At 59.8% G+C, this 23,568-nt stretch carries 22 protein-coding genes; 12 read left to right on the plus strand and 10 right to left on the minus strand.

The genetic code is table 11. From position 1 onward, the window contains the following. The 3 genes from K529_RS00585 to K529_RS00595 all read left to right on the plus strand — a co-directional run bounded on the left by K529_RS00585 (position 1) and on the right by K529_RS00595 (position 2,953). On the plus strand, positions 1-1,236 hold the full coding sequence (locus K529_RS00585; protein ID WP_005636752.1) for a DNA recombination protein RmuC: 1,236 nt from the start codon (positions 1-3) through the stop codon (positions 1,234-1,236). Next, positions 1,233-2,549, plus strand: a complete 1,317-nt coding sequence (locus tag K529_RS00590) for an adenylate/guanylate cyclase domain-containing protein (RefSeq protein ID WP_005636751.1) — start codon at positions 1,233-1,235, stop codon at positions 2,547-2,549. Before K529_RS00585 ends, K529_RS00590 begins: the two co-directional genes overlap by 4 nt. A gap of 80 nt (positions 2,550-2,629) precedes the next feature. Then, a complete protein-coding gene (locus tag K529_RS00595; RefSeq protein ID WP_005636750.1) occupies positions 2,630-2,953 on the plus strand; it encodes a DUF3775 domain-containing protein in 324 nt (107 codons plus the stop codon). A gap of 58 nt (positions 2,954-3,011) precedes the next feature. Here K529_RS00595 and K529_RS00600 read toward each other — a convergent pair whose 3' ends face one another. The 7 genes from K529_RS00600 to K529_RS00630 all read right to left on the minus strand — a co-directional run bounded on the left by K529_RS00600 (position 3,012) and on the right by K529_RS00630 (position 9,756). Continuing rightward, a complete protein-coding gene (locus tag K529_RS00600; RefSeq protein WP_005636749.1) occupies positions 3,012-4,154 on the minus strand; it encodes a saccharopine dehydrogenase family protein in 1,143 nt (380 codons plus the stop codon). 29 nt (positions 4,155-4,183) lie between these two features. Continuing rightward, positions 4,184-5,236, minus strand: a complete 1,053-nt coding sequence (locus K529_RS00605) for a saccharopine dehydrogenase (protein ID WP_005636747.1) — start codon at positions 5,234-5,236, stop codon at positions 4,184-4,186. 11 nt (positions 5,237-5,247) lie between these two features. Further along, complete coding sequence (locus K529_RS00610; RefSeq protein WP_005636745.1) at positions 5,248-5,862, minus strand: glutathione S-transferase family protein; 615 nt, start codon at positions 5,860-5,862, stop codon at positions 5,248-5,250. A gap of 22 nt (positions 5,863-5,884) precedes the next feature. Next, complete coding sequence (locus tag K529_RS00615; RefSeq protein ID WP_005636743.1) at positions 5,885-6,541, minus strand: histidine phosphatase family protein; 657 nt, start codon at positions 6,539-6,541, stop codon at positions 5,885-5,887. Positions 6,542-6,668: 127 nt separating this feature from the next. Next, positions 6,669-6,896 carry a WGR domain-containing protein gene (locus tag K529_RS00620; protein ID WP_005636740.1) on the minus strand — a complete coding sequence of 76 codons (228 nt, stop codon included), beginning with the start codon at positions 6,894-6,896 and terminating at the stop codon, positions 6,669-6,671. Positions 6,897-7,139: 243 nt separating this feature from the next. Continuing rightward, positions 7,140-7,859: a response regulator transcription factor gene (locus K529_RS00625; protein ID WP_046002200.1), complete on the minus strand. Its 720-nt coding sequence runs from the start codon at positions 7,857-7,859 to the stop codon at positions 7,140-7,142. Next, entirely contained in the window at positions 7,852-9,756 is a 1,905-nt protein-coding gene (locus tag K529_RS00630) for a hybrid sensor histidine kinase/response regulator (protein ID WP_005645555.1), read from the minus strand. The genes K529_RS00625 and K529_RS00630 overlap by 8 nt, the downstream gene beginning before the upstream one ends. Positions 9,757-10,050: 294 nt before the next feature. Here K529_RS00630 and K529_RS00635 point away from each other — a divergent pair, with 294 nt between their 5' ends. From K529_RS00635 to K529_RS00645, 3 genes are all read left to right on the plus strand, one after another. Next, positions 10,051-11,991 carry an AMP-binding protein gene (locus K529_RS00635; RefSeq protein WP_046002201.1) on the plus strand — a complete coding sequence of 647 codons (1,941 nt, stop codon included), beginning with the start codon at positions 10,051-10,053 and terminating at the stop codon, positions 11,989-11,991. Positions 11,992-12,075: 84 nt separating this feature from the next. After that, the gene (locus K529_RS00640; RefSeq protein WP_005659446.1) at positions 12,076-12,894 is read left to right on the plus strand and encodes an ABC transporter ATP-binding protein; all 819 of its coding nucleotides are present in this window, start codon (positions 12,076-12,078) and stop codon (positions 12,892-12,894) included. 38 nt (positions 12,895-12,932) lie between these two features. Next, positions 12,933-13,919 carry a branched-chain amino acid ABC transporter permease gene (locus tag K529_RS00645; RefSeq protein WP_009178274.1) on the plus strand — a complete coding sequence of 329 codons (987 nt, stop codon included), beginning with the start codon at positions 12,933-12,935 and terminating at the stop codon, positions 13,917-13,919. A gap of 36 nt (positions 13,920-13,955) precedes the next feature. Here K529_RS00645 and K529_RS00650 read toward each other — a convergent pair whose 3' ends face one another. Beyond that, positions 13,956-14,378 carry an SHOCT domain-containing protein gene (locus K529_RS00650; RefSeq protein ID WP_046002202.1) on the minus strand — a complete coding sequence of 141 codons (423 nt, stop codon included), beginning with the start codon at positions 14,376-14,378 and terminating at the stop codon, positions 13,956-13,958. A gap of 102 nt (positions 14,379-14,480) precedes the next feature. Between K529_RS00650 and K529_RS00655 the strand changes: the two genes are divergently transcribed. The 6 genes from K529_RS00655 to K529_RS00680 all read left to right on the plus strand — a co-directional run bounded on the left by K529_RS00655 (position 14,481) and on the right by K529_RS00680 (position 21,227). Continuing rightward, positions 14,481-14,741: a hypothetical protein gene (locus K529_RS00655; protein WP_005625525.1), complete on the plus strand. Its 261-nt coding sequence runs from the start codon at positions 14,481-14,483 to the stop codon at positions 14,739-14,741. Positions 14,742-14,779: 38 nt separating this feature from the next. After that, on the plus strand, positions 14,780-15,856 hold the full coding sequence (locus K529_RS00660; protein WP_005625524.1) for a branched-chain amino acid ABC transporter permease: 1,077 nt from the start codon (positions 14,780-14,782) through the stop codon (positions 15,854-15,856). Between the two features lie 94 nt (positions 15,857-15,950). After that, complete coding sequence (locus K529_RS00665; protein ID WP_005625522.1) at positions 15,951-17,234, plus strand: ABC transporter substrate-binding protein; 1,284 nt, start codon at positions 15,951-15,953, stop codon at positions 17,232-17,234. 117 nt (positions 17,235-17,351) lie between these two features. Next, on the plus strand, positions 17,352-18,188 hold the full coding sequence (locus tag K529_RS00670) for an ABC transporter ATP-binding protein (RefSeq protein WP_005625520.1): 837 nt from the start codon (positions 17,352-17,354) through the stop codon (positions 18,186-18,188). A 16-nt stretch (positions 18,189-18,204) separates the two neighbouring features. Beyond that, a complete protein-coding gene (locus K529_RS00675) occupies positions 18,205-19,422 on the plus strand; it encodes a phenylacetate--CoA ligase family protein (RefSeq protein ID WP_005625517.1) in 1,218 nt (405 codons plus the stop codon). Between the two features lie 125 nt (positions 19,423-19,547). Continuing rightward, the gene (locus K529_RS00680) at positions 19,548-21,227 is read left to right on the plus strand and encodes an ABC transporter permease (RefSeq protein WP_110590740.1); all 1,680 of its coding nucleotides are present in this window, start codon (positions 19,548-19,550) and stop codon (positions 21,225-21,227) included. A gap of 8 nt (positions 21,228-21,235) precedes the next feature. On the opposite strand, the gene K529_RS00685 is transcribed toward K529_RS00680, so the two are convergent. After that, positions 21,236-22,099: a CobW family GTP-binding protein gene (locus K529_RS00685; RefSeq protein WP_005648630.1), complete on the minus strand. Its 864-nt coding sequence runs from the start codon at positions 22,097-22,099 to the stop codon at positions 21,236-21,238. 385 nt (positions 22,100-22,484) lie between these two features. Next, positions 22,485-23,495 (minus strand): Fe(3+) ABC transporter substrate-binding protein, encoded by a 1,011-nt coding sequence (locus K529_RS00690; RefSeq protein WP_005648632.1) that lies wholly within the window; start codon positions 23,493-23,495, stop codon positions 22,485-22,487. Positions 23,496-23,568 lie beyond the last annotated feature (73 nt).

Consider the following 23,568-nt stretch of genomic DNA (forward strand, 5'->3'; position numbering starts at 1 on the left):
ATGGAAGGCATGGACACCGCCATCGCGAATATGGACAGTCTTGGAATGATCCTGCTGGGGGCCGCAGTGGGGGTCGTCCTGCTATTTGCGCTCCTGATCCAGTCGATGCGCAACTCTGCCCGCGCGGCGCGTGCGATTGAACCGCTGACCCATCAAATGAGCACGCTGGGGCAGGTGGCGCAGCAGTTATCCTCCGGGCAGGAGGCGCTGCGGGGCAATCTGCAGACGGTGTCTGACACCCAAGCCAATGCGCAGTTGCAGATTCTGCAAACCATGGAAGCGCGGCTTGGTGACGTGCAGCAACGGATGAATGACCGGCTGGCCGACAACGCTATGAGGCAAGCGCGAGCCATGACAGAGATGCAGGAGCGCATGACCGAGAGCCTGCACGGCAACGCCAAGCGCACCGCCACCTCGCTCACGCAGTTGCAGGAACGGCTCGCGGTGATCGACAAGGCGCAGGACAATATCACCAAACTGTCAGGCGATGTCTTGTCGTTGCAGGATATCCTGTCGAACAAGCAGACCCGCGGGGCCTTTGGGGAGATCCAGCTCAATGACATCGTGTCAAAGGCGCTTCCCAGCGATGCCTATGCGTTTCAATACACGCTCTCGAATGGCAAGCGAGCGGATTGCCTGATCCATCTGCCCAACCCGCCGGGACCGATCGTGATCGACAGCAAATTCCCGCTGGAACCCTATGAGGCGCTGCGCAATGCCGAGACCCAAGAGGCCCGTGCGCAGGCGGCGCGGCTCCTGAAGGGGGCGTTGCGCAAGCATATCCGCGACGTTTCGGAGAAATACATCCTTGATGGGGAAACCGCCGACGGGGCGCTGATGTTTCTGCCGTCCGAGGCGGTCTATGCGGAGTTACATGCGAATTTTTCCGATGTGGTGCGCGAAGGCTTTTCGCTCAAGGTCTGGATCGTGTCACCCACCACCTGCATGGCGACCCTCAACACCATGCGTGCGATCCTGAAAGATGCGCGCATGCGCGAACAGGCCGGTGCAATCCGCACGGAGTTGGGTCTGCTGCACAAGGATGTGGAGCGTCTCGGCGACCGGGTTGGCAATCTGGACCGGCATTTCAGCCAAGCGCAGAAGGATATCGCCGACATCAAGATCAGCGCCGACAAGGCCGGACGACGGGCGCAGCGGCTTGATAATTTCGACTTTGAGGAACTGAGCCCCGATAGCATGGCTCAGGTGGTGGCGCTGGAGCGCCCGGGCGAATGATCCGGCTGGCGCGTCGCCGGATGGCACCGGATGCGGCGCTGTTGCGCGAAGCAGAGCTCAGGGCGGAAAAGGTCGTCTCTATCCTGCGGATCTTTGTGGCGCTGGGGTTGATGGTGGTTTTCTTCCTGGCGGTCGGAGAACCCCCGGCTGAGATTGCCGACTTTCTGCGCAAACAGTGGATCTTTGCGATCCTGTCGATGGTGTCATACCTTTTGTTGGGGGTGTTCAGCCTGTGGCTGGCCCGCAGCGGGCGGTTTCGGCGCTGGATGGTCTGGCCGGTTGTGACGCTCGATTGCCTGTTCATGCTGGTGAATGCCTGGGTGGGATTGGAGAATGTCTCCATGCCCGGTGCGCTGACATTCCTGTTGCCACCTACATGGCTGGTGCCGGTGGTGCTGGCCTTTGCGGTGCTGCGGTTTAACCCATATTTGCAGGCCTATTGTGTGGCCCTGATCGTTGGGGGCTTGGGATACCTGAGCTTTGTCAGCGATGTGACCGTGTCGCCAGAGATCGCCAATCGCCTGAAGCATCTGGTGTCGGTGCCGCCCAATATTGTGCGGCTGACCATGATTTTGCTGGCGGGCGTGGTTTTGGTGGTGGCCGCGGCGGCGCTGCGGGATCTGTTGCATCGCGCGCTGACCGAGACAGAAAAGCGCTTGCTGCTGACGCGCTATTTGCCTGCGCGGCTGGCGAACCGGGTGCAGGGGGAAAACCTGGACGATATGCGTCAGGAGCAGCGGCAGGACATGGGAGTGATGTTCGTGGACATTCGCGGCTTCACCTCTTGGGCCGAAGGGCGTGATCCTGCGGAGGTGGGGGGCTTTGTGACGGAATACCGTATCCGCGTGCAAAAAGCGGCGCGCGAGACCGGTGGTATGGTGGACAAGTTCATCGGGGACGGCGCGATGTTATTGTTTAACGGAGATGGCGCGCCCCATCGCGCGCTGGACTGCGCGCGGCGTCTCTCGGATGAAATGCACGACTGGTCTGATGCGCGTCAGCGAGAAGGACGTAGCGCCGTGCATGTGGGGATCGGGCTGCATTGGGGCGAGGTGTTTTCTGGCGTGGTTGGTGATGAGGACCGGCTGGAGTACACCGCCCTTGGCGACACGGTGAACATCGCGGCGCGGCTGGAGCAGATGACCAAGACCTGTGAAATGGAGATCATCGTATCGGGCGCGGTTCTTGAGGCGGCAGCGGAGCCCGCGCGTAAGGACTGGATTGCGCTGGAACCTGCGCCCCTGCGCGGGCGCAGCCAGCCGCTTGCTCTCTTTGGACGCAAGGAGCGCATGCGTGAGCCCGGTGTGGCCTGATTTGCTGTAGATCAAGGTCACGGCCTGCCATGGGTGTCACTGTTGCGGTACCCGATAGCTTCATGGAAAGGACGCGCAGGATGGTCGAGATTGCAAGCAACAAGGCGGAACAGGTCGCGCTGATGGCGCGTGAAATCGAGCGTGCGGAACCTGAGCTGCGCGCCTTCATCGCCGATATGAATGAGGATGAGCAGGCGGAGCTTGTGGCTCTGGTCTGGGTGGGGCGCGGTGTTTTTGAGGCGGAGGAGTTTGGTCAGGCGGTGGCCACGGCGCGTGCTGAGAAGACCACGCCAACCGAGGATTATCTCCTCGCGACCCCCAACCTTGCCTATGACATTGAGGCGGGATTGGAAGCGCTGGGCGTTGATGTGACAGCCACCGCCGAGGATGTCATGGGGCGGTAAATAACAAGAGAAAGCCCCGCCAGATTTCTCTGACGGGGCTCTTTTGAATTCACTGATTTCAGGAGCGGTGTGACACCACCTGAAGGTGCTGGGCCAGCGCGCCGATCCGACCCATCCAGCTGTCCACAAGTGCCGGATCACTCGGCGCGGCGCTGACGCCGGGGGCGATCTTGCCGTTCATCGCGGCCTCGATGGCATAGGACACCGGATAGGACACCAGACGCGCCATGGCGCTGCCGCGCTCGTCGCCCCATGCGTCCATCACATAGGTTTTGTGCCATTTGGTCTGGCCATCTTTCTCTGCCTTGAGGTCCACGCAGAGCACCACGCGGTCCGGCTCGCCCTCGTCATAGGCGTTCTCATCCCAGAACTGATCGGACATTTCCTTGAGCCGGGCATCGCCTTCGGGGCCTTCAAGGGTCTCGACCTCTTTGAAGACATCCGCCCAGGCCTCGGTCCAGCCATCCAGACGCAGCGTGCCGCGCACGAAGGTTTTGACCTTCCAGTCCTTGTCAAAGTGGTATTGCGCCATGAAGGGCAGGCTGTCGCGGTTGGGATAAACCTCGAAGGTTTCGGGCGTCGCAAGCGGCGCGTCATAGGTGGAGATTGCGTCCCAAGGGCGTGCCACGTCCAGGACCTCGAAATCGCGGATCGAGCGGGAGGGTGACCGCAGTGCCTTGAGCACGCCCAGAGGCGACCAGCTGAACTTGTAGCGGAAGGGGTTCGGTGTTTTGGGGATGCCGCCGCAATAAGACAGAAAGCTGATCTCATTGTCGAGGTCGAAGGCGGGGGATTCCGCATATTCGGCCACCAGGGCATGTGCCATCAGGTGATCAATGCCCGGATCAAGCCCGACCTCATTGACCAGCGCGACGCCTGCGTCCTTGGCTTTCTGATCCAGCGCCCGCATCTCTGGCGAGATATAGGAGGAGGACACAAAATGCGCGCCATTGTTAATGGCGAGCTCTGCCAGTTCCACATGCCAGTCGCCGGGCAGCATCGAGACCACCACGTCAGCGGGGCTGAGGAGTTCCGACAGGCGCGCGATGGAAAACTTGTGGATGTTGGTGGTGAGGTCGCCAACGGCCTCGGCGGCTTTTTCCGGTGTGCGGTTCCAGACGGCCACGTCGTGACCCGCTTCGAGCAGGCGACGCAGGCCGGGGATGGCGGAGAGGCCAGTGCCGCACCAGTGAATAGTCATAGTTGTTCTCCTTCGTCCGGGCAGGCTGGTTAGCCCGCCACATGTTCGTCAAAGACTGCCTTGGCTCGGCCCCAGACACCCGCATCCAGATCGGACAGGGTCAAGAGGCTGGCCAGCAGCTGGTCTGCATAATCCTCGGAGCTCTCGGCGGGCAGCATCGAGGGCAGGTTGTCGATGGCCATCACATCCAGCACTGGGGCGTTGGCAACACGCAGCACAGGTGCGTCCCATGTGGTGGCACGGGAGTAGACCGGAACCGGATTGTAGTCGCTGTCAGGATCGCAGGCCACATCACCAATTGCGGTCAGTTTGCGGTCGGCCTGAAGCGCGTCTTGCGGCACAAAAACGGGCGTGCCGGGGCGGGCGAAAATGCAGTTCAGGAACAGATCGTGGTTGAGGATCTCGGGAAACGGCCCGCCGCTGGCGGTCTCATTCATATCCCATTTGGTGACTGTGACGCCCATCGCCTCGCAGAGGTCCGCCGCGCCAGTGCCCACGCGCCCCAAGGCTCCGATGACAATGGCTGTGGGACGATCAGCGCCGGATGCATCCAGCTCCTCTCCCAGATCAGAAAGCAGAGCGTCCTTGTTTTTGTAGACACCAACCGGGCCACAGACTTCACCGCGTTGTTGCGCAGCCCAAGCTTTGAGTGTCACGGCAGCCCCCGCATAGCCCGCCCAATAGCCAAAGGCGGCAACCCGGCGTCCGGTCTCGTCCACAAGATATTCCAGATCATACAGCGTCCCGCCACCCTCGCGGAACCGTCGCAAAAGCTCCTTGCCGGAATGCTGGCCCTTGAAGGCATGGCCGAACATGATGTGGCGATGGGGCAGGGGGGTGCCATCTTCGGGCAGTTCTTTCAGGCCAAAGATGATCGCGTCGCGCGGCGCATCGGGCCAGGAGTTTTCTGCCGCAATCTCGCAGCCCGCGTCGATGTAGCCTTGCAGCGGGATGGCGCGGCTGCGGCTATCTTCGACGGTGACGCGAATGCCTGCGTCCAACAGGGCTTTCGACCCCGCAGGCGTCAGCCCCACGCGATCCTCGTTCGGGCGTTGTTCGGCCCGGACCCAGAGATGTGTCATAGTCTTGTCCTTCAAAGCATATCTTTGGCGCGCACAGCTTTGACGCTGTCGCGTGCTTCCATTGCCTCCATAAAGGCCTGGAGTTTTGGAAAGCCCGCAAGCTTGACCCCGTCGCCTTCCAGCCAGGTGCTGATCACGTAGAGGTAGCAATCGGCGAGGCTCAGCGAGTCACCCAGAACAAACGGGCCGCGTAGGCCGTGGTTGCAGATGTACTCGCAGGAGGCAGCCATCGTTTCGGGCACCTTGCGGGTCATGTCCTTGAACGAGGCGGGATTGGAGGCCCATCGCGCGCCGCGCAGTTTGTGGGCATGGTTCACATGCATGGTGGAGGCAAGATAGAACATCACCTCGCGCATGCGGGCTACTCGGACCGGATCGGTGGGGCGCAATCCGGCATCAGGGGCCAGATCGGCAATATACTCCAACAGCGCACCGGTCTCTGTGAGGATGCCGCCTTCGACCACCAAAGCCGGCACGCGGCCCTTCGGGTTGATCTGATGATAGGCTTTGGTCGTTTGCTGTTTTTCGGCAAAATCGATCTTGATGGCCTCATAGGCGAGGCCGGCCTCTTCAAGCGCAATGGCGACCGCAATGGAGATGGTGTGGGGCGCGTAGTAAAGTTGCATGGCTGTCTCCTGTGCGGGGATCTCAGAGGTGGGTGCGCGCGTATTGCCGGTCCGGCGCTTCCAGATGCGGCACCGCATTAAAGAGGACCGGCGCATAGGTTCCACCGATATTGTGCAAACGGTGCAACGAGGTGTTCATGATCGCCAGCGCCATACGCGCGGTTGCTGCCGTATCGAGCCCCAGACACTGGCGCATCACCATGGAGATCAGCCCGCCTGATGTGACCACCAATGCGGGGCCTTCACCTTCTGCGATCTCCGCGAGTGCGGCTTTGGTCCGGGATTCAAAGTCACGCCAGCTTTCTGGCGGGGCGCCGATCTTGTCGGCCTCCCACGCGGCAAAAACCTGTGGGAGATGGGCGACAAATCCCTCGCGTTCTTGCGGGATCGGCAGGCCGTGCTGGGCTTCCATCCTCCGGGCGAGGGTGAAATATTCCATCTCGTTGAGGCGGGGGTCGCGGATCAATTGCCCCGCATCAAAGCCCATGGCGCGGGCGGTTTCTTCGTGCCGGGTCAGGGTGCCGCAATAGATGCGGGCGTAGTTGTCCTTGCAGTCGCGCAGATAGTTACCCAGCCATTGGGCCTGCTGATGACCAAGGGCGCTCAGCTTGTCGTAGCTGGCTTCATCCCGTGCTCCGGTATTGGCCTGGCCGTGGCGGACCAGCGTTATCTCTGACATGCGCGCCCCTTCGATCCTGTTGCAGAAGTACTAGGGGAGGGGCGTCCGGGTTAAAAGGGTCAAACTGCATTGGGTGTGAGCGCGCGGTGAGCAATGCGCCGGATGCGGGCAATCGAAACTGTGGCGCTCAGGCGCGGTCATAGCCGCGTTTCAACATCCGGCGACGATGGCGGTCTGCCGCGACGGAGGCCTCGCGCAGATTGCCGAAGATGTTGATTGTTGAGCACCCCTTGCCCCCTTTGATGCCCCACTCCCGCAAGAGCGAGACCTCGTCAAAGAGGTTCATCGCCAATTCGATCCGGTAGAACCGGGCGGGGCGGGTTTGCGCATGGTTATAGAGCAGACAGGTGGTCATATTGTCTTTTTACGCCACGCGAATCACCGCTGCAAGAGGCGGGGCCCCTCCCGCCCGTCGCCAGAGGAGAAATCTCCTCCGCTCCCGTTGGGCCCGGCGCCGCGCCAAAGGCGCGGCGTGACCGCTTGCCCGGCAGGGCAAGCGGTCGGCCCAACGCTGCCAAGGGGTTTTGCCGCAGGCAAGGCACCTGCAGGGGCGGGAGCGTCCCCTCGCGATCAGGGTATCCGTCTCCCCAATAAGTGATCAGCTCCAGCTGACATCGCCCAGAAAAATATAGCCTGCGCCATAGATGGTTTTGATGAGGCGCGGGTTTTTGGGGTCCTCGCGCAATTTTGTGCGCAGGCGCGAGACCCGCACATCCATGGCGCGGTCGAAACTGTCGCCCGCGCCTCCGCCCAAGCGTTCCATCATCTGTGCGCGCGAGATCAGCCGCTTTGGGCTTTCCAGAAACAGCCTGAGCACCTCGCCTTCAGCGTGGGAAAAGGCGGTCTCGCCCCCGTTCTCATCCTCAAGCGCGTAGCGGTCGAAATGTGCAGTCCAGCCTGAGAACTGTGCGCGATCCCCGGATGGCGTTTGACCACCACGCGGCGTGTCGCGCAGGCGCACCCGAATGCGCGCGACGACCTCGGCGGGGTCAAATGGCTTGGTGATGTAATCATCCGCCCCCAGCTCCAGCCCTGTCACCCGATCCTGCACCTGCGCCCGGCCCGATATGATGATGACGCTGGCGCCCTGTTCCAGCGCCAGCCGATGAACCAAAGCCAGCCCGTCGGTGTCGGGCAGTGACAGATCCACCAGACAGACATCCGGCGTCACCCGTTTGAGCGCCGCCTCGAAATCGCGAGCGCGAGAAAAGCTTTGCGTGCGATAGCCCGCATCTTCCAGTGTCTCGGTCAGCAGTTGGCGGATCTCGGGCTCATCATCGAGGATCGTCACGAGCGGGGATTGATTGGCATCACGCATGGTCGGCCTTCTGTTGCAGGAGCGCCATCAGATGGGAGCTTTCAAAGGGTTTGGGCAACAGCGGCGCAGAGGCCAATGCCGCACGGTAAAGCGGGTCCGTGTGGGGCAGGGAGGTCATCAACACGACGGGCGGCGCGTCTGGCCCGAGCCGCGCACAGAGATCGACACCAGTGGCCTCGCCCTCAAGTTTAATGTCCGACAGGATCAGCGCGATCCCCTCCACATCGGCCAGTAGCGCGACCGCCTCGTCCACGCTGGTGGCCTCAATCACCGAATATCCAAGGTCCATCAACACTTGCCGGTAGGTCGCCCGGAGCGCGTCGCTGTCCTCCACCAACAGGGCAATGCCGCCCGCTGCCATGGGCGCTGGGCGGTGCGGCAGGCGCAAGGTGACCATGGCACCTGACACTGTGTTGCTGATGCGAATGTCACCCCCGGCGGATTTCACCATGTCATAGACCATCGACAGCCCGAGGCCCGAGCCTTCCTGACCTTTGGTGGTGAAAAACGGATTGAGCGCGTTTTCCAAGGCTTGCGTGGAAAACCCCGGGCCGGTGTCGCTGACGGAAAACTCAATCCATGTCTGCCCGACCAAATGAGCGGCAACAGTGATTTGTCCACTGGTGCCGCAGGCGTCACGGGCATTCAGGATCAGGTTCAAAAGCGCATCCTGCAACCGGCCCGGATCCAGAAGGAACCGCCCTTCGCCGGTATTGTCCAGCACGCTGAGGCCAATGCCCTGTGGCAGTGAGGGCGTGGCGAGGATTTTCATCTCCTCCAGAAGCGCGTGCAAATCAGTGGCTTGCGGGCGCAATCCCCGGTGACTTGTCATCTCCGCCATTCGGTCCAGCAGACGCCCCCCACGCCGCGCAGCCGATAGCGTGGCCTCAACCAGCTCGCCTGCACCTTCGGGCAGGGAAATGCGGGCCAGACGGGTCTGCATACCGAGGATAATGGTCAGCAGATTGGAGAAATCATGCGCCAGACCGCTGGTCATCTGTGCTGCAATCTCGCGTTTGCGGGCCTGTTGCAGTGCGACACGGGTCTGGGTTTCCTCGGTCACGTCCATCGACAAGATAAAGACACCGCCCTCATTGTCGGGCGTAAAGGCCACCCGCAGGCGGCGGCTGTCGTGATCCTCCGTGAACTCAAACACCGGGCTTTCGCCCTGATAGGCGGCGTCCAGATGCGGGGCGATGCGGCCATATGCGGCTGGCCCCAGGGCGTCGGCAATATGTTCGCCAAGAATATCGGAGGGGCGCCCGGGAAACACCTTGTTCAGACGTCCGTTGGTGAAAGTGTAATATCCCTCCGGGTCCACATGGGCGATATGCGCGGGCATCATTTCGGTGGTCAGGCGCGTGCGGGCCTCAGTCTGGGTGAGCTGACGCTTGGTTTCCTCCAGCGTGGTGATAGTCGCGGCCAGCTTGCGGTTGGTGGCCGAAAGCTCTTCGGTGTAGCTCATCACCTGATCCGAGAGTTCTTCGGACCGGGCGCGCAGCAATTCCTCGACCCGTTTGGTGCGGGTGATGTCAGTGTAAACGGTGACCCAGCCGCCCTGCGGCAGTGGCGCGCCCTCGATCGAAATCACATGCCCATTGGCGCGCTGGCGTTCGACATAATGGGGCACAAAGGCGCGGGCCTGATCGACACGCAGTTGCACGAAGGACTCGATGTCATCAATAGGGCCGTAATCGCCCTGCTCCGCAATGAAGCGGATGGTGTCCCTGAAGGTGGCACCGACCTTGATCAATTCGGGGGGCAGAGAGAACATTTCCTGAAAACGATGGTTGCAGGCCGCGAGACGCAAATCACTGTCATAGATCGACATCGCCTGCGCAATCAGGTTGAGTCCGGCGTCAATCATCGCCATTCGCTGTGCGGTGGTTTGTTTCATTTAAGCTCCCCACGTATGGGCTAGCAGCTTGCGCCGCATTGGCAAAGCGGCTTCTTGCGCCGGTTGGCTCGGCCCCAGCGTCGCATTTTCGCGACCTTGTTACAATTCGATAGGTTTCAGAAATCATCGCGAAAAACTTGCTTTGTTACAAAGGTACAGTCCTAATGCGGACATAAGGATCGCACGCCGCACCTGTGGGAGAAGCGATCAATCCGGTCGGGGAGGACCGGATATGGGAGGAGTAAATACGTGTCTCAGACCGCTGCGCAGACATCGTCTGGCGCCGGGCAGCTTATGTCTGTTCCGGCCCTGCTGGAGAGAAACGCAACTGTTCATGCCAACCGCCCGGCCTACCGGGAAAAGGAGTTTGGCATCTGGCAAAGCTGGACCTGGAAGCAAACCGCCGAGGAAATCGAGGCGCTTGCACTGGGTCTGTTGAACCTCGGCGTGGCTGAGGGGGATTTTATCGCCATTATCGGGCGTAACCGGCCTTCGCTCTATTGGTCGATGGTTGCGGCGCAAAGTGTTGGCGCGGTGCCGGTGCCTGTCTATCAGGACTCCAGCGCGGAAGAGATGGCCTATGTGCTGGATCACTGTGGTGCGGCCTATGTGATCGCCGGCGATCAGGAGCAGGTCGACAAGGTCATCGAGGTCAAGGACCAGCTGACCAACCTCAAACATATGATCTACGTGGACCCGAAGGGCCTGCGCAAATACGATCATCACCAGTTGCATCAATATAGCCACGTGCAGGAACAAGGACGTGCCGCGCGCGATGAGTTCAGCGATGATCTGGCGGCGCGCAAAGCCAAGCTCACTTATGATTCCATCTGCGTGATGCTCTATACGTCGGGCACCACCGGGCGGCCCAAGGGCGTGGTGCTCTCCAATCGCAATGTTGTCGAGAGCGCCAAGAACGTGAGCATGTTCGACAAGCTCACCGAGAAAGAAGACATCCTGTCCTATCTGCCGATGGCATGGGTGGGGGATTTCATCTTTTCGCTGGGACAGTCCTACTGGTGCGGGTTCTGCGTCAATTGCCCCGAGAGCGAAGACACCATGATGACCGATCTGCGCGAGATCGGTCCCACCTATTTCTTTGCGCCGCCGCGGGTGTTTGAGGGTCAGCTCACCAATGTGATGATCCGCATGGAAGATGCGGGCAAGCTGAAGCAGAAGATGTTTCATCACTTCCTGGCCCATGCCAAGAAAGTCGGCGGTCTGATCCTGGATGGCAAACCCGTCGGCATGATGGACCGGCTGAAGTATCGCCTTGGCGATCTCTTGGTCTACGGTCCCTTGAAAGATACGCTTGGCTATGGCCGTATCCGTGTCGGCTACACGGCGGGGGAGGCGATCGGGCCGGAGATTTTTGATTTCTACCGCTCGCTGGGGATCAACCTCAAACAGCTTTATGGTCAGACAGAGGCCACGGTGTTCATTACCGTGCAGCCCGATGGCGAAGTGCGTGCCGATACCGTCGGCGTGCCTGCGCCGGATGTGGAGATCAAGATCGACGACAAGGGCGAGATCCACTACCGCTCGCCGGGTACGTTTGTCGAATACTACAAGAACGCGGAATCCACCGCCTCGACCAAGGACGCCGAGGGGTGGGTCGCCACGGGCGATGCGGGCTTTATCGAGGAAAGTTCCGGCCATCTGCGGATCATCGACCGGGCCAAGGACGTTGGCAAAATGGCCAGCGGCGCGATGTTTGCGCCGAAATACGTCGAGAACAAGCTGAAGTTCTATCCGGATATTCTCGAGGCAGTGCTGTTTGGCAATGGTCGCGACCGCTGTGTAGCCTTCATCAACATCGACCTCACGGCGGTGGGCAACTGGGCAGAGCGCAACAACATCGCCTATGCCTCCTATCAGGAGCTGGCCGGTCATCCGCGCGTGCTGGAGACGATCCGGAACCATGTGGAGGCGGTGAATGCCTCGGTGGCGCAGGATGAGATGCTGTCAGGCTGTCAGGTGCATCGCTTTGTGGTGCTGCACAAGGAACTGGATGCAGATGACGGTGAGATGACGCGGACCCGCAAAGTGCGCCGTCGCATCGTCGAGGAGAAGTTCGCCGACATTATTGCCGCGCTTTATGATGGCTCCGAGCAGATCTCGACCCGGACCGAGGTCACCTATGAAGACGGTCGCAAAGGCGCGATCAGTGCGACGCTGACCTGTGTGGATGCGAAGGTGCAATCACCCATGATGCAGCAGGTGGCAGCGGAATGACGGCTTTGACGACGCTCGTGCAGGCAAGCTGCACATCGCCCCGCCCGCCGTCCCGTCTGGCGCGAAATTCCAAAGGAGTGGCCCATGCTTGATGCTGCCGAAAGCTATGTGACCGAAGATGGCCGCACCATTGGCGGCGTGGTCATGGAGATGAAGAACATCACCCTGCGGTTTGGCGGTGTGGTGGCGATCAAGGATATCTCCTTTGACATCCGCGAAGGGGAAATCCGCGCGATCATTGGCCCGAACGGTGCCGGGAAATCTTCGATGCTGAACGTGATTTCGGGTTTTTACGTGCCGCAAGAGGGTGAGGTCTGGTTTCACGGCGCCAAACGCCCGCCGATGAAGCCTTATGAGGTGGCCCGGCAGGGGATTGCCCGCACGTTCCAGAATATCGCGCTGTTTGATGGTATGAGCGTGCTCGACAACGTGATGACGGGGCGGTTGAACTACATGAAGGCGGGCATGTTCCAGCAGGCCTTCTGGAAGGGCCGCGCCGAGAAAGAAGAGGTCGAGAACCGCGAAGTCGTGGAAAAGATCATCGACTTTCTTGAAATTCAGGCGATCCGCAAAACGCCCGTCGCGCGTCTCCCCTACGGTCTGAAGAAACGCGTCGAACTGGCCCGCGCCTTGGCGGCCGAGCCGAAGCTGTTGCTGCTGGACGAGCCGATGGCCGGCATGAATGTCGAGGAAAAAGAGGACATGTCCCGCTTTATTCTCGATGTGAACGACGAGTTTGGCACCACCATTGCCCTGATTGAGCACGATATGGGCGTGGTCATGGACCTGTCTGATCGGGTGGTGGTGATGGATTACGGCAAGAAGATTGGCGATGGCACACCGGATGAAGTGCGCAACAACCAGGACGTCATCGACGCCTATCTGGGGGTGTCTCATGACTGATATCGCCTGCACAATTGCAATGAACAAGGAGGCGGACCATGCCTGATCAACTGATCTTTGCCATGGAAGTGACGCTGAACGGGCTGATGGCCGGGGTGCTCTATGCGCTGGTCGCGCTGGGCTTCGTCCTGATCTACAAGGCCTCTGGCATCTTCAACTACGCCCAAGGCGTGATGGCGCTGTTTGCGGCCATGACGCTTGTGGGGATCATGCAGGGGCAGGTGCCGTTTTCGCATGTGATCAACGCGGTCTTTGGCGGCCATATCACCCATTTTGGCTGGACGGTTCCCTCATTCGTGGCAATCCTGATGACCGTTGCGGTGATGGTTCTGTTGGCGTGGCTGGTGCAGGTCCTCGTGATGAAACACCTCGTGGGCCAAGAGCCGATCATCCTCTTTATGGCCACCATCGGGCTTGCCTATTTCCTCGAAGGTGTGGCGGATCTGATGTGGGGGTCCGAGATCAAGACGCTTGACGTGGGCCTGCCACAAGGGATCAACCTCTGGATTGACGAGACGACCTTTGGGATCTTCGGCTACGGTTTCTTTATCGACAATCTCGATATCGTGGCGACGGTCATTGCAGCGCTTCTGGTCACGGGCCTCGTGTTGTTCAGCCAGTACACCAAGCAAGGCCGGGCCATGCGAGCGGTGGCGGATGATCACCAGGCGGCTCTGTCGGTGGGGATTTCGCTGAACTTTATCTGGGTGCTGGTCTGGTCGGTTGCGGGATTTGTCGCGCTGGTTGCCGGCATCATGTGGGGCACAAAATCTGGCGTGCAGTTCTCGCTGTCGCTGATCGCGCTCAAGGCCCTGCCAGTGCTGATGCTGGGTGGTTTCACCTCGATCCCCGGGGCCATTGTGGGCGGGCTGATCATCGGCGTGGGCGAGAAACTCTTTGAGTTCCTCATCGGCCCGATGGTGGGCGGTGCCACCGAGAACTGGTTTGCCTATGTGCTGGCGCTGATTTTCCTCGTGTTCCGCCCACAGGGCCTCTTTGGCGAGAAGATCATTGAACGGGTTTGAGGCGCATATCCTCCCCTCCTCCGGCGGTGTGCAGACTCAGTTCTGCATCCGCTGGAAGGCGGCGATGACCACGGCGGCAAAAACCGTGACCGCGAGCGTCAATGCAATGGTGATATCCCCAATCAGCCGTCCGATGAGGAAGGTCATCAAGCCTGCGGCGCAGAGCCCCACGAGAATGAGCCCCCAGAAGAACGACATGTCATGGCTCTCGGCAGGATCCGACTGCGGAGCCACCATCGGTGCAGCGCGGCGCGCGGAGGAGGTTGCGGCCGGGCGTGGCCTTGGACGCGCCGCTTTCACGGCAGCAGGGCCGCGCGCACGCGGTCCGGCGGGTTCTACCTCGGCATCTTCGACCATCGACAATAGCTTTGACCGGGCATCGGCATATTGCGCATCGGTCAGGTCACCTCGTTTCCGTGCAGCATCCAGCTGCCGGAGTCTCTCCAGCATTACGGTCATATTACCCACTCACTTTTCCCACGCGCAACGTGCTGGTGAGATTGGGGCAAAATGTGGCGAAACGCGGAAACCTGACGAAATGGTTAACGCGGAGGCCCTGTCATGAGCAAGCTGATCGCTGTGCTGAACGTCATCGCTTGGTCCGGGTTCTGGGCCTTTGGCTACCTCGCGCTGACGGGTGAGGGGTACTCCACCGGGCAGATCACCGTCGCGACTCTGTTGGCGGCTCTGGGTTTGTTTGGTGGGCTCTTCGCCTATCTGAAACTTGTGCGGATTTCAGAGCGCAAAGGCTACGCGAAACCCTCTAACCGCATGACCCGCGGTCAGCGGGATGAGGCACAGTCCAACTGGGGAGAGGTCTGATGCAGAACGATAAATTCAAAGAAGGGAGCCTCTGAGCCATGTTCTACCGTGAAGCCGGGGATTTCAAACTCTCCTATGTCGAGGACAGCCAGACCTTTCCGATCAAATTCGACCGCTACCGCTATTATGCGGTGCTGGCCGTGGCCTTTGGTGTGGTGCCGTTTCTGGTCAATGACTACTGGGTCAATGCGATCCTGTTGCCCTTCCTGATCTACGCGATTGCGGCGATCGGGCTGAACATCCTTGTTGGTTACTGCGGGCAGGTCTCGCTGGGCACCGGGGGCTTCATGGCGGTGGGCGCTTACGCTTGCTATAAGCTGATGACGGCCTTTCCCGAGGTGTCCATGTTCATCCACGTGTTGCTGGCGGGGGGAATCACCGGATTGGTCTGCGTGCTGTTTGGGTTGCCCAGCTTGCGCATCAAGGGCTTTTACCTTGCGGTGGCAACCTTGGCGGCTCAGTTCTTTCTGGTCTGGCTCTTCAACCGGGTGCCGTGGTTCTACAACTACTCGGCCTCTGGTCAGATCAACGCACCGGAACGGGACGTGTTTGGCATCATCATTACCGGCCCCAATGCACCGGCTTGGGCGACCTATATGTTCTGTCTGATTTTCCTGACGTTCTGCGCCATTATGGCTCGCAATCTGACACGGGGCACCCAAGGGCGCACGTGGATGGCAATTCGCGACATGGACATTGCGGCTGAAATCATCGGCGTGAACCCTCTGAAGGCAAAAATGACAGCCTTTGCGGTCTCGGGCTTCTTTGTCGGCATCTCCGGGGCGCTGTTCTTCTCGGTCTATCTCGGGGCGGTCGAGGTCGGTGAGGCCTTTGGCATCAACAAATCGTTCCTCGTGCTGTTCATGGTCATCATCGGCGGATTGGGGTCGATCTTTGGCTCTTTTGCGGGGGCTGCATTCCTGGTGCTGCTGCCGGTGATCCTCAAGGTCGTGGGCGTCGACTGGCTGGGCTGGCCCACAGATATCGTGGCGCATTTCCAGCTGGTGATTGTTGGCGCGCTGATCATCACGTTCCTGATCCTTGAGCCGCATGGCCTTGCGCAACTGTGGCGCGTTGCCAAAGAAAAACTGCGTCTCTGGCCGTTCCCGCACTAGCGAGCAGGACCACAAGACATTCGCCGGGGGCGGCAAGAGGAGGTCGGCCCCGAACTACAAAAACATCGGAAAAATTCAGGGAGGATGACACCCGATGAAACTGAAACTGACGAGCGTGGCGCTGAGTGCGCTGATTGCAGCAAGCCCCGCAATGGCCGATCTGGTATTCCCGGACCTGAGCTACCGCACCGGCCCCTATGCAGCGGGCGGCATTCCGTTCTCTGATGGCTATAACGACTATTTCACCCTTGTGAATGAGCGCGACGGTGGCATCGGGGGCGTCAAGGCGCGCGTGATCGAATGTGAAACTGGCTACAACACCGAAAAGGGGGTGGAATGCTATGAATCCACCAAGGGTGAAGGGGCACTGATTTATCAGCCGCTCTCCACAGGGATTACTTACCAGTTGATCCCTAAAGTGACCGCAGATGGCATCCCGCTTCACACCATGGGCTACGGTCGCACCTCAGCCGCCAACGGCAAGGTGTTCTCCAACGTCTTCAACTATCCGGCCAACTATTGGGACGGCGCGTCCGGTGTGATCAATCACCTGCTGGAAGAAAACGCAGGCGACCTCAACGGCAAGAAAATTGCGCTGGTCTATCACAACTCTGCTTATGGCAAGGAACCGATCCGCACGCTGGAAGAGCTGGGCAAAAAGCATGGTTTTGAGTTGAGCCTGCTGCCGGTTGACCATCCAGGCCAAGAGCAGAAATCGCAGTGGTTGCAGATCCGCCGTGATCGCCCCGATTACGTCGTGATGTGGGGTTGGGGTGTGATGAACCAGGTGGCTATTCAAGAAGCCGCCAACATCCGCTTCCCGATGGAAAACTTCATCGGCGTCTGGTGGTCTGGTTCGGATCACGATGTGATCCCCGCAGGGGCCAAGGCGGATGGCTACAAGGCCGTGACCTTCCACAACGTGGGCGATGACTTCCCGGTGTTTGATGACATGCGCAAATATGTCGTCGACAAAGGTCTCGCGGCAGGTGCCGGCGATCAGGTTGGCAAGGTTGCCTATAACCGCGGTATGTATGCAGCGATGCTGGCGGTCGAAGCTGCCAAAACCGCGCAGGAAATCCACGGCACCGCCGAGATCGACGCGTCCATGATGCGCGACGGGATGGAAGCGCTCTCCATCACAGCCGAGAAGATGGACGCCCTTGGCATGGCGAACTTTGGCCCGGCCTTCAACGTCAGCTGTGAAAACCACGGTGGCCCCGGTCTGGTGGGTGTGACCCAGTGGGACGCCGACACGCAGACGTGGTCTCTGATCTCGGGCTTTAACCCGACGGACCGCGAGGTGATCGGAACGTTGGTGGCAGAGGATTCTGCATCCTACGCGGCTGAGAACAACATCGAAGAGCGCTGCAACTAAGCGCCCCTCGCGCCGGGGCTTCGGCTCCGGCGCGGATCAAGAGATTTACCCGATGTGGCGGAATCGACCACATCTGATCCGTCCCGAGCGGACGCTGGCGAAAGGATAGCTGTCGAGATGCTGGATACGGCCAACTCCACAGACGTGCAGGCGGAAACACTGCTTGAGGTCAACAATATCGAGGTGATCTACAATCACGTGATTCTTGTGCTGAAAGGTGTCAGCCTGAATGTGCCCAAAGGCGGCATCACCGCGTTGCTCGGTGGCAATGGGGCGGGCAAGACCACGACACTAAAGGCGATTTCCAACCTGCTTCATTCCGAACGCGGCGAGGTGACCAAAGGCTCCGTGCGCTATCGTGGTAAGGATGTCCACGAGCAGGATCCTGCAGAGCTGGTAAAGACCGGCGTTATTCAGGTGATGGAAGGCCGCCATTGCTTTGAGCATCTGACAGTCGAGGAGAACCTCCTGACGGGTGCCTATACACGCGGCGATAGCAACGCCAAGATCCAAGAAGATCTTGAGATGGTCTACACCTACTTTCCGCGCCTGAAGGAACGTCGCAAAAGTCAGGCTGGCTACACCTCCGGTGGGGAGCAGCAGATGGTGGCCATGGGGCGCGCCCTGATGAGCCGTCCGGAAACGATCCTGCTGGATGAGCCCTCCATGGGTCTGGCACCACAGTTGGTGGAACAGATCTTTGAGATTGTGAAATCCATCAATGAAAACGAAGGCGTGACCTTCCTGCTGGCTGAGCAGAATACCAACGTGGCATTACGCTATGCTCACTATGGTTACATTCTGGAATCCGGGCGCGTGGTGATGGACGGCCCTGCAGCAGATTTGCGTGAAAACCCTGATGTAAAAGAATTTTACCTTGGTATGTCCGAAGAAGGCCGCAAAAGTTTCCGCGATGTGCGTTCCTATCGCCGTCGCAAAAGGTGGTTGAGCTAAGGCGGGGAGGGACGAGATGACCTTTTTTGATAAACTGGAAACCCGCAGTGCCGAAGAACGCGCCGCAGATCTGGCGACGCTTTTGCCGGAACAGATCGCACGGGCCAAATCCGCTCGTGGTTTTGCCGCCCTGCTCGCGGATGTAGACCCGGCAAAGATCACCTCAGTGGAGGCGCTGGCATCATTGCCTGTTCTGCGCAAAGCGGATTTGAGCGCGGCGCAGGCCGCACAGCCGCCCTTTGGTGGGTTTACCGTAAAACCCGCACATGGTTTTGCCCATATCTTCCAATCTCCGGGGCCGATTTACGAACCCGGTGGCGTCGATCATGACTGGTGGCGCATGGGGCGTTTTTTGCATGCGGCGGGCGTGGGGCCGGGCGATGTGGTGCAAAACTGCTTTGGCTATCACCTGACCCCGGCTGGGATGATCTTTGAAAATGGTGCCCGCACGGTGGGGGCTTCTGTTCTGCCTGCTGGTACGGGTCAGACGGAATTGCAGGTCACGGCGGCGCGCGATGTTGGGGCGACGACCTATGCCGGAACGCCGGATTATCTCAAGGTGATCCTGGATAAGGCAGAGGCCATGGGCGTCGAGCTGGGCTTCAAGAAGGCGGCGGTTGGGGGGGGCGCATTGTTCCCAAGCCTGCGTCAGGACTATGCGGATCGCGGCATTTCCTGCCTGCAATGCTATGCTACGGCGGATCTGGGCAATATCGCCTATGAGAGCGCCGCCATGGAGGGCATGATTGTAGATGAGCAGGTCATCGTCGAAATCGTCACCCCCGGCACCGGCACCCCGGTTGCACCGGGCGAGGTGGGCGAAGTTGTGGTCACGACGCTGAACCGGGACTATCCACTGATCCGTTTTGCCACCGGCGATATGAGCGCGGTCATGCCAGGTCAGAGTCCCTGTGGCCGCACCAATATGCGCATCAAGGGCTGGATGGGTCGCGCGGACCAGACCACCAAGATCAAGGGCATGTTTGTGCGCCCCGAGCAGGTGGCCGCACTGGTCGACAAACACGACGAGATCGTCAAAGCCCGCGTGGTCGCATCGCGCAGTGGCGAGATGGATGTAATGACCGTTCGCATCGAGGCCAATGGTGGCGATGAGATCACCTTTGCCCGATCCGTTGTGGATGTGCTGAAGCTGAAGGGCAGCGTGGACATTGTGGCACCGGGTACGCTGCCCAAAGATGGCTTGGTGATCGAGGACCAGCGCAGCTACGACTGACGAGGTTTCTCCGGTACAGCGATAGGAGCCGCCGTTGCCGACATGCCGTCGCAGCGGCGGTTTCGCGCTGGAATTTCCGACAAAAATGCTTGAAACAGGGCCGACTCTGTTTGAAGGCAGGATGAATGACGCAAGCAAGCCAAACCCAAGTGCCAGTGACCCGTCGCAGACCCTCTGCCCGCGTCAAAGGCGCGCGCAGGTTTCAGGTGGTGGCGTGGTGTGTCGCTCTTGCCTGTTTGCTGCCGATGGCCGCCGTTGCGATCGCTGCGATGACAGGTGGCGTGGATACCATCACTCATCTCGGGCAAACTGTGCTACCGCGATATGCGCGCACGACGATCTATCTGGTGTTGCTGGTGTCGCTGGGCACATTCTCCATCGGGGTAGGGGCCGCATGGCTGGTGACGATGACCCGCTTTCCGGGGGGGCGGTTCTTTGAGGTGGCCTTGGTGCTGCCGCTGGCGTTTCCAGCTTATGTTCTGGCTTATGGCTATACCTTTTTGCTGGATCATCCCGGCGTTGTGCAGACAACATTGCGCGAGGTGACAGGCTGGGGACCGCGTGACTATTGGTTCCCGGAAATCCGGTCGCTTGGCGGGGCTGCGCTGATGTTGGTTCTGGTCCTTTACCCTTACGTCTATTTGCTGGCGCGCGCCGCATTCCTGCAACAAAGCTCTTCTGCGTTCTTGGCAGCGCGCGCATTGGGGGACAGTTCGTGGCGCGCGTTTTGGCGTGTCAGCCTGCCGATGGCGCGGCCTGCTGTGGCATCGGGCGTTTTGCTCACGGTGATGGAAACCATCGCAGATTACGGCACGGTCGCCTATTTCGGGGTGCAGACCTTTGCCACCGGTATCTACACAAGCTGGTTTTCTCTCGCGGATCGTGCGGGGGCTGCGCAACTGGCGCTGTGCCTTCTCGGTTTTGCATTGTTGCTTGCGGTGGCAGAGCGACTTAGCCGGGGGCGTGCGCGCTATCATCACGCGGGCAAGCAGCAGGCTGCGCTGCCACCTGCGACACTATCGGGCACGAAGGCCACCGGGGCGATAATCCTCTGTGCATTGCCGGTTGTGTTTGGGTTTCTTGTACCGCTGGTGAGCCTCACATTGATGGGGCTGAACTCTGAGCAGAACCTTCTGAGCCGTCGCTATATTGCGTTTATCACCAACTCTCTGACGCTTGCCAGCACGGCCGCGCTTGTGACGTTGCTCGCGGCTGTGAGCCTTGGGTTCTATCAGCGTTTGCAGCCGGGGCGGGTGTCGAGCACAGCGGCCAATATCTCTCGCCTTGGCTATGCCGTGCCGGGTGGCGTGATTGCGGTTGGTCTGATGGTGCCCTTCGCCGCATTCGACAATGCTCTGGATGCATGGATGCAAGCCAATTTTGGTCTGCGCACCGGGTTGCTGGTGACAGGGTCAATCTGGCTCTTGGTGGTCGCGTATATGGTGCGGTTTATGGCGGCGGCGCTTGGTGCGTATGAGGGCGGGCAGGCCACGGTACATGCCAATATGGACGCCGCCGCGCGCTCGCTCGGGCAAAGCCCGCTGGGCATGCTGCGCCGCGTTCACCTGCCGATCCTGACACCAAGCCTGCTGACGGCGTTGTTGATTGTTTTTGTCGATGTGATGAAAGAACTGCCAGCAACCTTGATTATGCGCCCGTTCAATTTCGACACCCTTGCGGTGCAGGCGCATCGACTGGCCGCGGATGAACGGCTGGAGGGGGCCGCAGTGCCGTCCCTCGTGATTATGGCTGTCGGTCTGTTGCCGGTGGTCTTGGTTTGCCGTCAGGTTCGGCGCCGCAGCTGAGCGGAGCCTCAGCTACCGGCCCACCAAGCCTCGATTTGGGCGTGGCTGACCCGTTGCGCTGGTCCAAGCGCAACGAGCACCGTCTCCTCCGCATCGCAGCGGCGGGCTTCGACATGGCGGCCCACGATATGAAGCTCATAGGCGCCGCCAGAGGTCAGCACAAACCCCTTCATCCGATAGAGCCCCTCAGGCCGTTCGGCGAGTTTGTCGCCCAATGCGCGACGGTCGATGATTTCGGTGCTGCGGTGCTGCCAGCTTACATATCCCGGATGCGAAACAAGGCTTTTGCCGCGCGGCAGCGGGGTGATGTCAAACAGCAGGCGTGACAGTTCAATGTCAGCGGTGCGGGTTGGTGTGCGGGCACCCAGCGCGCTCAGTTCAGCAACCAAAGCATCGTTTGGGGCCTCATCCTGCTTGCTGATCAAGACCAGATCAGCCGCCCGGATTTGTTGCGACACTTGCGGCTTGAGCAGCGGGTCATCCATCAGTGCGGCGAAGTTTGACCCGTCCACAACCGTCACGATGCCAGCATAGCTCAGGCGGCTGTCACTCAACAGCGCATTGGCAATGGTCACGGGTTCAGCGATGCCGCTTGCCTCTATCAGGATGTGATCTGGCTGCGGTGTGCGGGACAGCACGTCATTGACGCTCACGGCTAGATCATCCCCGAGCGAACAGCAGACGCATCCATTGGTGAGAGCGACGCTATCGACGCTTTCATCCGCGATCAGCGCGGCGTCGATGTTGATACTGCCGAAGTCGTTGATCAGGACCGACAGGCGCAGCCCGTGGTCCTCGCCAAGAAGGGAGTTGATCAGCGTGGTTTTTCCCGCGCCGAGATATCCGCTGATGATTGTAACCGGAATGCGCATCAGGCCGTGCCCTCGCGCATAAAATGCAACGCAAACGGCATGTCAGCCGAGCTCCCCATTGTGTGAGATTGCAAACTCTTCGTCTTGCTTGGCGCAACTCTATAGGTCGTGGGAAGTGACCGGTCCAGACAAACCTTGGGCGGGATACCTGTCAGGTATACCCATGCGAGGCTTGGCCTCTGATTTTGCACGAAAATTGTGCGACGGTTCAATTTTTTGTTATGCTGTTTTGCGCATGTTTTGGCGGCTCCAGTTTGGAAAATCCGTGAAACCGTGGCGAATCTCCGGTGGATTCGAAGGTTGGTCAGCCCCCTGCCAAGGGATTGAGCGCAAAGAAAAAGGGCGCAGCCAAGACTGCGCCCCTCTGGTCGAGTGCCGGAGAGAATTACTCCCAGCCAACCTCGTTAAAGATCTTCTGTGCGGTTGGGACGTTTTTGGCCACTTTGGACAGGTCGACTTCATCCGCTTTGAACTCGCCGAGCTTTGCCACGCTTTCAGACTTGCTGACGCCCGGAACGGCCGGGAATTCATCATTACCGCCGGAGAAGTACTGCTGTGCCTGATCGGACGCGAGATACTCGAGGAACTTGATTGCATTTTCACGGTTCGGGGCGTTTGCTGCGACACCCGCGCCCGAAAGGTTCATATGCGCGCCTTCCGCGTCCTGTGCCGGGAAGACCACGCCGATTTTTTCGATGTCAGCGGAGAGACCTTTGACATCTTTGCGCAGGGCACGGGCGAAATAGTAGGTGTTGGCGATCGACACATCGCATTCGCCGGAGATCAGGCCGCGCAGCTGGTCGGTGTCACCACCCTGTGGGTCACGGGCAAAGTTCGCGACGATGCCTTCTGCCCATTTACGGGCTTCTTCTTCACCGTGGTTCTCGATGATCGCGGACAGCAGCGTCTGCGAATAGACGTTGGAGGACGAACGGTGGCAGACCATACCTTTGTATTCGGGCTTCGCCAGATCCATGTAGGTTGCGGGCGGGTTGGTCACGTCTGCTTTGTCATAAAACACGATGCGCGCGCGCTGCGAGAAGCCGAACCACTGGTTGTCGCTGTCTTGCAGGTTGGCGGGGATGCGCTCTTCGAGAACATTGCTGTCGATGGACTGCAGAACACCTGCATCCTTCGCACGCTCAAGGCGGGAGGTGTCGACGGTGATCAGCACGTCTGCAGGGGAGTTTGCGCCTTCGGCCTGGATACGGGCGATCAGTTCGTCCGCTTTACCTTCGATGCGATTGATGGTGATACCTGTGGCTTCCTCAAAATCAGAGTAGAGGCGCTCATCAGTGTCGTAGTGGCGGGACGAGTATAGGTTGACCACACCGTCAGCAACGGCAGTGGTGGCAAGGCTCGCGGCGATTACAGTAGTGAAGACTTTGGTTTTCATGTGATTTCCATCCTCGTGAATGTCGCTAGTCCCTGGGTCATGCCTCGTCGGCCTATTCCCAAGTTGTTTAGTC

Origin of the sequence: Tritonibacter mobilis F1926 (assembly GCF_000376545.2) — a bacterium.
Lineage (GTDB): Bacteria > Pseudomonadota > Alphaproteobacteria > Rhodobacterales > Rhodobacteraceae > Epibacterium > Epibacterium mobile.

Bases quoted from the DNA above. Each gene is read 5' to 3' on its own strand.
- K529_RS00585 (WP_005636752.1), top strand. From the start codon at position 1: ATGGAAGGCATGGACACCGCCATCGCGAATATGGACAGTCTTGGAATG.
- K529_RS00590 (WP_005636751.1), top strand. From the start codon at position 1,233: ATGATCCGGCTGGCGCGTCGCCGGATGGCACCGGATGCGGCGCTGTTG.
- K529_RS00595 (WP_005636750.1), top strand. From the start codon at position 2,630: ATGGTCGAGATTGCAAGCAACAAGGCGGAACAGGTCGCGCTGATGGCG.
- K529_RS00600 (WP_005636749.1), bottom strand. From the start codon at position 4,154: ATGACTATTCACTGGTGCGGCACTGGCCTCTCCGCCATCCCCGGCCTG.
- K529_RS00605 (WP_005636747.1), bottom strand. From the start codon at position 5,236: ATGACACATCTCTGGGTCCGGGCCGAACAACGCCCGAACGAGGATCGC.
- K529_RS00610 (WP_005636745.1), bottom strand. From the start codon at position 5,862: ATGCAACTTTACTACGCGCCCCACACCATCTCCATTGCGGTCGCCATT.
- K529_RS00615 (WP_005636743.1), bottom strand. From the start codon at position 6,541: ATGTCAGAGATAACGCTGGTCCGCCACGGCCAGGCCAATACCGGAGCA.
- K529_RS00620 (WP_005636740.1), bottom strand. From the start codon at position 6,896: ATGACCACCTGTCTGCTCTATAACCATGCGCAAACCCGCCCCGCCCGG.
- K529_RS00625 (WP_046002200.1), bottom strand. From the start codon at position 7,859: ATGCGTGATGCCAATCAATCCCCGCTCGTGACGATCCTCGATGATGAG.
- K529_RS00630 (WP_005645555.1), bottom strand. From the start codon at position 9,756: ATGAAACAAACCACCGCACAGCGAATGGCGATGATTGACGCCGGACTC.
- K529_RS00635 (WP_046002201.1), top strand. From the start codon at position 10,051: ATGTCTGTTCCGGCCCTGCTGGAGAGAAACGCAACTGTTCATGCCAAC.
- K529_RS00640 (WP_005659446.1), top strand. From the start codon at position 12,076: ATGCTTGATGCTGCCGAAAGCTATGTGACCGAAGATGGCCGCACCATT.
- K529_RS00645 (WP_009178274.1), top strand. From the start codon at position 12,933: ATGCCTGATCAACTGATCTTTGCCATGGAAGTGACGCTGAACGGGCTG.
- K529_RS00650 (WP_046002202.1), bottom strand. From the start codon at position 14,378: ATGACCGTAATGCTGGAGAGACTCCGGCAGCTGGATGCTGCACGGAAA.
- K529_RS00655 (WP_005625525.1), top strand. From the start codon at position 14,481: ATGAGCAAGCTGATCGCTGTGCTGAACGTCATCGCTTGGTCCGGGTTC.
- K529_RS00660 (WP_005625524.1), top strand. From the start codon at position 14,780: ATGTTCTACCGTGAAGCCGGGGATTTCAAACTCTCCTATGTCGAGGAC.
- K529_RS00665 (WP_005625522.1), top strand. From the start codon at position 15,951: ATGAAACTGAAACTGACGAGCGTGGCGCTGAGTGCGCTGATTGCAGCA.
- K529_RS00670 (WP_005625520.1), top strand. From the start codon at position 17,352: ATGCTGGATACGGCCAACTCCACAGACGTGCAGGCGGAAACACTGCTT.
- K529_RS00675 (WP_005625517.1), top strand. From the start codon at position 18,205: ATGACCTTTTTTGATAAACTGGAAACCCGCAGTGCCGAAGAACGCGCC.
- K529_RS00680 (WP_110590740.1), top strand. From the start codon at position 19,548: ATGACGCAAGCAAGCCAAACCCAAGTGCCAGTGACCCGTCGCAGACCC.
- K529_RS00685 (WP_005648630.1), bottom strand. From the start codon at position 22,099: ATGCGCATTCCGGTTACAATCATCAGCGGATATCTCGGCGCGGGAAAA.
- K529_RS00690 (WP_005648632.1), bottom strand. From the start codon at position 23,495: ATGAAAACCAAAGTCTTCACTACTGTAATCGCCGCGAGCCTTGCCACC.